The sequence below is a fragment of the Stenotrophomonas sp. STEN063 genome, assembly GCF_056854515.1.
Genome location: NZ_JBXFWF010000111.1, coordinates 1 through 7,348, shown reverse-complemented (window position 1 = coordinate 7,348; position 7,348 = coordinate 1). Strand labels below are relative to the sequence as shown.

The 7,348-nt window shown below is 65.9% G+C and carries 8 protein-coding genes; 2 read left to right on the top strand and 6 right to left on the bottom strand.

The features are described from left to right. Window positions 1-125 precede the first annotated feature (125 nt). Together AC1VWL_RS18890 and AC1VWL_RS18885 are read right to left on the bottom strand one after the other, a co-directional pair. A complete protein-coding gene (locus AC1VWL_RS18890; RefSeq protein WP_296253549.1) occupies window positions 126-1,076 on the bottom strand; it encodes a calcium/sodium antiporter in 951 nt (316 codons plus the stop codon). 77 nt (window positions 1,077-1,153) lie between these two features. Beyond that, window positions 1,154-1,750, bottom strand: coding sequence for a lectin (locus AC1VWL_RS18885; protein ID WP_482987698.1), 597 nt, complete (start codon window positions 1,748-1,750; stop codon window positions 1,154-1,156). Window positions 1,751-1,882: 132 nt separating this feature from the next. Between AC1VWL_RS18885 and AC1VWL_RS18880 the strand changes: the two genes are divergently transcribed. Beyond that, the gene (locus AC1VWL_RS18880; protein WP_482987697.1) at window positions 1,883-2,431 is read left to right on the top strand and encodes a hypothetical protein; all 549 of its coding nucleotides are present in this window, start codon (window positions 1,883-1,885) and stop codon (window positions 2,429-2,431) included. Window position 2,432: 1 nt separating this feature from the next. On the opposite strand, the gene hmgA is transcribed toward AC1VWL_RS18880, so the two are convergent. The 3 genes from hmgA to hppD form a co-directional block, all read right to left on the bottom strand. After that, entirely contained in the window at window positions 2,433-3,731 is a 1,299-nt protein-coding gene (gene hmgA, locus AC1VWL_RS18875; protein WP_482987696.1) for a homogentisate 1,2-dioxygenase, read from the bottom strand. An 86-nt stretch (window positions 3,732-3,817) separates the two neighbouring features. Next, the gene (locus AC1VWL_RS18870; protein ID WP_482987695.1) at window positions 3,818-4,066 is read right to left on the bottom strand and encodes an endonuclease domain-containing protein; all 249 of its coding nucleotides are present in this window, start codon (window positions 4,064-4,066) and stop codon (window positions 3,818-3,820) included. A gap of 237 nt (window positions 4,067-4,303) precedes the next feature. Further along, window positions 4,304-5,413: a 4-hydroxyphenylpyruvate dioxygenase gene (hppD, locus tag AC1VWL_RS18865; RefSeq protein WP_481614756.1), complete on the bottom strand. Its 1,110-nt coding sequence runs from the start codon at window positions 5,411-5,413 to the stop codon at window positions 4,304-4,306. A 129-nt stretch (window positions 5,414-5,542) separates the two neighbouring features. On the opposite strand from hppD, the gene AC1VWL_RS18860 reads away from it, so the two are divergent. Next, entirely contained in the window at window positions 5,543-6,037 is a 495-nt protein-coding gene (locus tag AC1VWL_RS18860) for a MarR family winged helix-turn-helix transcriptional regulator (protein WP_282271784.1), read from the top strand. Between the two features lie 13 nt (window positions 6,038-6,050). On the opposite strand, the gene AC1VWL_RS18855 is transcribed toward AC1VWL_RS18860, so the two are convergent. Then, entirely contained in the window at window positions 6,051-7,166 is a 1,116-nt protein-coding gene (locus AC1VWL_RS18855; RefSeq protein ID WP_482987694.1) for a hypothetical protein, read from the bottom strand. Window positions 7,167-7,348 lie beyond the last annotated feature (182 nt).

Sequence of the window (7,348 nt, the reverse complement as noted above, 5' to 3'; positions counted from 1 at the left end):
GTGGCCGCCCCGCTTGGCGCGTTTTCCCCCCCCCGCCCACCCCCGGTGCCCGCCCCTGCCTGGGGGGGCGCGACCCCCCCGGTCCCCCCCCCCCCCGCGGGGGCCCCCCCACTACCGATGCAGCGTCAGCGCAACAGCGCCAGCTCCAGGCCTACCCACGCCAGGAACGCGATGAACAGCACCGCGCCTTCGCCGCGGCTGACCTTCAGGTCGCCGCGCAGCATCGGGTACAGCATCAGCACGAACACGATTGCCGCCGGCAACTCCAGGCGCACGAACGAGGCCGGCAGCGGCATCGGCCGCAGTGCTGCCATGCCGCCGATCACCACCAGCACATTGAACAGGCTGGAGCCGATCACGTGACCTACGACCATGTCGCCCTGCCCGCGTCGTGCAGCGGCAATGGCCGCGGCGACTTCCGGCAAGGCAGTGCCGATAGCCACCGGCAACAAACCGGCCAGCAACGGCGACATGCCCCAGCCCGCACCAATCACCGGCGCCGCCTGCACCACGAAACGCGCACCGTAATACAGCACCACCGCCGCGATGACGACACGGATGATGTTGAGCCCGAGCACGGTACGGGTGGTGGCGTAGTCAGCGATGCTTTCCTGCAATGCCGCCGGCTCATGCCGTGCACGCTTCAACAGGAACGCCAGCACGCCGACAAAGCCCAGCAGCAACACGATGCCTTCGATGCGGCTGATCGCGCCATCCAGCCCGAACACGATCAAGGCCAGCGTCGCCACCGCCAGCAGCACCAGCAGCGGCGACAACAGCCGGGTGCGTACCACCAGCGGGAAAGCCAGCGCCGCCAAACCCAGGGTCAGGCCGACATTGACGATATTGCTGCCGACCGCATTGCCCAGCGCCAGCTCCTGCGCACCAACGGCGAAGGCGCGGACATTGACCACCAGTTCCGGCAGTGAGGTACCGAAGGCCACCAGCAACAAGCCGGCCACGAAGGGCGAGGCACCGAAGCGCTGGGCCAGGCCGGAGGCAGCCTTGACGATGGAATCACCGCCCAGGGCCAGCAGCACCAGTCCCAGGACAAACCATGCGATAGCTTCGAACATTGCGCCTCCCTCCCCTGCAGTGATGACGGCGGTGCCGGGAGCGTACCCGCGCTATCGCCTGTGGCCGCAGCAGGGTATCAGCCGCAGCCTTCCACGTAATCCACCTGCGGCGGCAGGCCCACGCGCCAGAGCGTGGCCTTGCCATCAGCACCCAGCTCGAACACCAGCACGCCCTGGCTGCCATCCGTTGCCGGCACCCGCAGCACCTTGCCGCCTTCCACGTACTTGTGCGGCTGCAGCGGCTCGGCCTGTGGGTAAAGCACCTGCAGCTGGGCCAGGTCCATGCCGATCCTGCCGCCGCCCGGCGCGGCGGTATCGCCACCGCGTATGTCATAGCGCACGAACTTGCCCTCTTCCAGCATGAAGAACGGCCCGCCCTCACTGTGTGCGGCCGGCGACAGGTAATAGCAGCCACCGTCGGCCGCGGTATCGCCCTGCAGCTCGCCCGTCCATGCCGCGCGCAGTTGCTCGGCATCGATGCCGAGTTGTGCGGCGCCATAGCCCTGCCAATCGGCATCGCTGGCTGCAACGGGCGCGACCTGGGCCGGGGCGGGCGCCGCAGAAGGTGCTGGAGCCGCAGCCGGCTCGGCAGCTGCCGGCTCAGCCGGCGGCGTGCGCTGGCAGGCCACCAGCAGGACGGTGAACAGTGACATCGGCAGGGCAATGCGCTTCATGCAACAGCTCCGGGCGGGTTCGCGGCCGAGTCTAGCGGCAACAGTGTCCGGCCAGCGCGAAGACAGGCCTGTCATCGTGGTTTCACTTGCCGGCGACAGGCTGGGCGCCTACGTCGCCCGTGCCCAACGCCCATGCAACCGCACAAGACCGAACTTGGCCACACCGTGCTGCAGACGCACCGCGCCGCGCTGGACCTGCGCCAGCGGCGGGCATTGATCCTGTGCGACGGCAAACGCAGCCTGGCCGAACTGAGCGGCATGCTGGGCAACGACGTGCCCGAACTGATCGCGCAACTGCAGCGTGATGGCTATCTGCAGGTGGAATCCCCACCAGCACCGCCGGCGACAAGTCCGGCTGCGAAGCCGCTTGCCGAGGCGACCGCATCGCCCGCCGCCATGCCACGCGCAGCGGTGGAGCGACGCCGTTCGATGGTAGCAGCGCGCATCTATGTGCTGGATATCCTCGCGCTGCAACGCAACCCTACTGCCGCACAGCTGCACAAGCTTGTGCAGGCAGCGCGCGAGGAAGGCGATACCGTGCAGGCGCTGAAGCTGGCACTCAGCCACCTGCCGGCAATGACCTCGGACGGCTATGCCCAGCGCGTGCGTGGACGCTTGCAGGAAGTGCTGCCCGAAACACACCTGGCAGCGGTGCTGGAGCCAGCACCGCTGCCGGCCTGAATCAGGCCTTGGGCGGCGTGAAGTTGTTGCGCAGCCCGCTCCAGCAGGCCTGGTAACCGCGCTGGCGGTGCGCGGCCTCCATTGCCTGTTCGGTCGGGCAGATCACGCCACGGGTCTCGAACATGAAGGCCATGGTGTCGGTGATCACGTCCGGCTTGGACAGGTCCGCGTGCGAGGCCTTGTCGAAGGTGGCCGCATCCGGACCGTGGCCGGTCATGCAGTTGTGCATGGACGCACCGCCCGGCACGAAGCCCTCGGCCTTGGCATCGTAGGCACCGTGGATCAGGCCCATGAACTCGCTGGCGATGTTGCGGTGGAACCACGGCGGGCGGAAGGTGTTCTGCGCCACCAGCCAACGCGGCGGGAAGATCACGAAATCCAGGTTGCTGGTGCCCGGGGTATCGCTGGCCGAATGCAGCACCAGGAAGATCGACGGATCCGGATGGTCATGGCTGATCGAGCCGATGGTGTTGAAGTGGCGCAGGTCATAGCGATACGGCGCGTAGTTGCCGTGCCAGCCAACCACGTCCAGCGGAGAGTGGCCGATATCGGCGCGCCACAGGCGGCCCTGGAACTTGGCGACCAGCTCGAACTGACCGTCGAGGTTTTCATAGGCGGCAACCGGGGTTTCGAAGTCGCGCGGATTGGCCAGGCCGTTGCTGCCGATCGGGCCGAGGTCGGGCAGCTTCAACAGCGCGCCGAAGTTCTCGCAGACATAGCCGCGAGCCTGTCCGTCCGGCAGCTCGACCGCGAAGCGCACGCCGCGCGGGATCACCGCGATCTGCTGCGGCTCGATCTCGATCACACCCAGCTCGGTGCGCAGGCGCAGCCGGCCCAGCTGCGGCACGATCAGCAACTCGCCGTCGGCGTTGTAGAAGTAGCGGCCGCGCATGTCGGCGTTGGCGGCGTACAGGTGGATGCCGGCACCGGTATGGGCTTCGGCCGAGCCGTTGCCGCCCATCGTGTACAGGCCATCGATGAAATCGGTGGGTTCGGTGGGCAACGGCAGCGGGTCCCAGCGCAGCTGGTTCGGCGAGGCGGCGGCCTTGCTGAAATCGCTGTGCAGACGCGGCTGCGCAAACGGGGTGAACTCACCGTGCATCGCCGCCGGACGGATGCGGTACAGCCAGCTGCGGCGGTTGCTGCCGCGCGGCGCGGTGAAGGCGGTGCCGGTCAGCTGCTCGGCATACAGCCCGTGCGCCACCTGCTGCGGCGAATTGCGACCCACCGGCAAGGTGCCGGCCACAGCCTCGGTGGCGAACTCATTGCCGAAGCCGGTTTGATAAGCGTTGCTGACCATCACGAACCTGCCTGTGTTGTTGCGTTCAAAGCCCCTCTCCCTCCGGGAGAGGGGTTGGGGTGAGGTAAGAGCTGAAGCATTGCCGCTTAAAGCCCCTCTCCCTCCGGGAGAGGGGTTGGGGTGAGGGTAAGGTCATCCACGAGTCCAAAAATCGCCATGACCACCGCCTCTGTTTGCAGCAGCACCTCGTTGTTCCAATAGCGTACTACCCGCCAACCCTGCGACTGCAGATATCTGGTGCGCTCTGCATCCACCACTTCATTGTGTTGTGAGCCATCCAGCTCGATCACCAGCCGTCGTTCAACACAGCAGAAATCCACTATGTAAGGCGGCACAGGATGCTGACGCCTGAACTTGAAGCCCCCCAAGCGCCCAGCCCGCAGCTACTGCCACAATCTACGCTCAGCATCGGTCATCGAACTACGCAGGCGCTTGGCTTGCTCCAAGACTTGGCTAGGCAGAGGGGGTTTGATCGTCCTTGTCATACAGAGCTCCGTCCGGCGCCTCGCCTGACTCACCCTACCCTCTCCCCAACCCCTCTCCCGATGGGAGAGGGGCTTCAAGCAGAAGCCTTACAGCACGCCACGATCCATCTGGTCGCGCTCGATGCTTTCAAACAAGGCCTGGAAATTGCCTTCGCCAAAACCTTCATTGCCCTTGCGCTGGATGATCTCGAAGAAGATCGGGCCGATGCAGTTCTTGGTGAAGATCTGCAGCAGCTTGCGCTGCTTGGTTTCCGGGTCGGCGTCGATCAGGATCTTGTTCTTGCGCAGGCGCTCGACGTCTTCGCCATTGTTCGGGATGCGCAGGTCGACCACGTCGAAGTAGGTGTCCGGCGTATCCAGGAACTCAATGCCCTGCTCGCGCATCGCTTCGACGGTGTCGTAGATGTTGTCGGTGAAGCAGGCGATGTGCTGGATGCCCTCGCCCTTGTAGGCGTCGAGGTATTCGTTGATCTGGCTCTTCGGGTCGGACGACTCGTTGAGCGGGATGCGCACGACGCCGTCCGGGGCGGTCATCGCCTTGGACACCAAGCCGGTCTTTGCCCCCTTGATGTCGAAGTAGCGGATCTCGCGGAAGTTGAACAGGCGCTCGTAGTAATCCGACCACTGCTGCATGTTGCCCAGGTACAGGTTGTGGGTCAGGTGATCGATGAAGGTCAGGCCGAAGCCGGCCGGGTTCTGGTCGGCGCCTTCGATCGGCTCGTAGTCGGTGTCGTAGATGCTTCCGGCACCGCCGTAACGATCCACCAGGTACAGCATGCAATCGCCGATGCCCTTGATCACCGGCGCCGATACCGCGCGGGTATCCGCCAACAGATCCACTTCCTCGGCGCCGTTGCCCAGGGCCGCTGACAGCACCTCGGCGGCCGGCTTCTGGAAGCGGATGGCGAAGCCGCAGGCGCTCGGACCATGCTTGGCGGCGAAGTCGGCAGCGAACGAGTTGGGCTCCTCGTTCACAAGAAAGTTGACGCCGCCTTGACGGTAGACGGTAATAGCACGCTGCCGGTGGCGGAGGACGGCCGTGAACCCCATGTTCTTGAAGTACGCGTGCAGCTGGGCAGCCTGCCCCGCCGGTGCGCCGAATTCGACGAACTCAAAACCATCGATGCCCATCGGGTTTTCAAAGGTGGTGACCTGCATGCCCAGGTTGGGCGCGTTGGATGCAGTAGGGGTGTTCATGGGTTGCCTCCGGGAGCATGGCGGTCGCCGGGGTACCGGCGATGAAAACAGGAAGATCCGCCCCAAAAAAGCGGGTCTGGACCGAAGGTTATAGTTTCACATGAAACCACCATCAAGGTGCACTGCAGCATGAGCTCTTCCGATTACAGCAAGTCCACCAGCATCCGCGCCTCGCACGTGTTGCTGGATCTTGAGCAGTTCCTGCCTTACCGCATCAGCGTCCTGTCCAACCGGGTCAGCGGCAACATCGCCCGGCTGTACGGCGAGCGCTACGGCCTGGCCATTCCCGAATGGCGGGTGATCACCATCCTGGCGCTGTATCCGGGCTCCTCGGCCAGTGAAGTGTCCGAGCGCACGGCAATGGACAAGGTGGCGGTCAGCCGCGCCGTGGCGCGCCTGCTGGAGCGCGGTTTCATCAAACGCGAGACCCATGGCGATGACCGTCGTCGTTCGGTGCTGGCGCTTTCGGCCGCGGGCTTCGAGGTCTACGAGACCATCGCGCCGATGGTGATCGAGATGGAACGGCGCCTGATGTCAGCGCTCACCGAGGACGAGGAACAGGTACTCGAACGCCTGATCACGCGTTTGGCCGATGCCGGCCTGCAGCGCATGAACGAGGGTTGATCGTCAGCGACGATCAACTCAGGTGCTTGCGCCGCGCATAGATCCACGGCGCGGCAAGGGCCGCGATCGCGCCACCTGCAAAACCCAATGACGCCGCCACCGCCGCCGCTTCCACGCGGCCGGGCAACGCCAATGCTGCAAGCAGCAACAGGCCGGCCGGCAGACCGATGAACGAGGTCAGGAAGAACCGCCAGCGCGGCACCCAGGTGTGCAGCTGCATCAGGCTGGCGCCGGTCCAGGCATCGTTGGCCTGGTCACGTCTGATTTTGTCCACCAGCTTGACCAGATCGACTTCGGCAGTGCCTTTACCCATCCGCGCCAACGCCAACTCCGCGCCAACGTCGGCCGGTGCCGGCCAGTTGGACGGCCATGCTTCTGGCGCAGCAACGCCATACGCGGTCAGCAACGGTAGCGACAGCGCCGGCACCGGCAGCGCGCGCAGCCGACGCTTGTCCAACACGCACCAGAACTGGGTCAGGCCGTCATTGTTGACCTGGTAGAGCGCCAGCTGCTCCGGCGCCGGGTAAGGCAACGCCGTCACCCGTGCCGCCATGGATTCCAGGCCCATCGCGCGCAGGAAACCGACACGGCTGCGGCCGGAGTGCGCCCAGCCCAGGCCCAACGGCGACAGCAGCATGACCTCGGCGTGATCACTGACGCCGCTGTTGGCCCGTTCATCACTGGCCAGGAACGCCGACAGGGAATTGGGTTCGGCCACATCGGGCTTGCCCCAGCGCTGCGAGTGGCCGAGCAGGAACTTCAGCGGCACGCGCGCGGCGATGGTTTCGCCACGCACGTTGTCGGAAGCGAACGGCACCACGCTGGCAACGAAGGCGCGCAGTTCGTTGCCGGGCGATGCACTCCACTCCGGCGGCAACAGGCCGGCCAGCAAGCCATTGCGCGCTATCTGGTCGATCTGTTCCTTCTGCTCCACCAGCCGGATGACAGCCGACTGCAACATGATGTTGGGCGGTACTGCGGCCTGCGGCAGCCGATAGCGCGGCGGCGGTGCGGACTCTTCCGGCGCGGCGCTTTCGTCCAGCAGTTCGTCCACCGTCGGCAGGCTGGTGCTGGCGAGCTCCTGCTCAACCGTTGCGGTGCTGGAATCGGGGCTGGCAGCTGGCTGCATGATGAGGGAGGGCGAGGCGCCGGATGCAGAGGGATTGATTCGTTAGCGGCCGCGGGCGGAGGAAATGAACCCGGCCCGTAAATCCATGTAGTGGGGGGGGCCCGCCGGGGGGCGCGGGGGGCGGGGCGGGGGGGGGGGGGGGGGCGGCCCGCGGGGGCGCGGGCGGCGCGGGCGGGACGGGG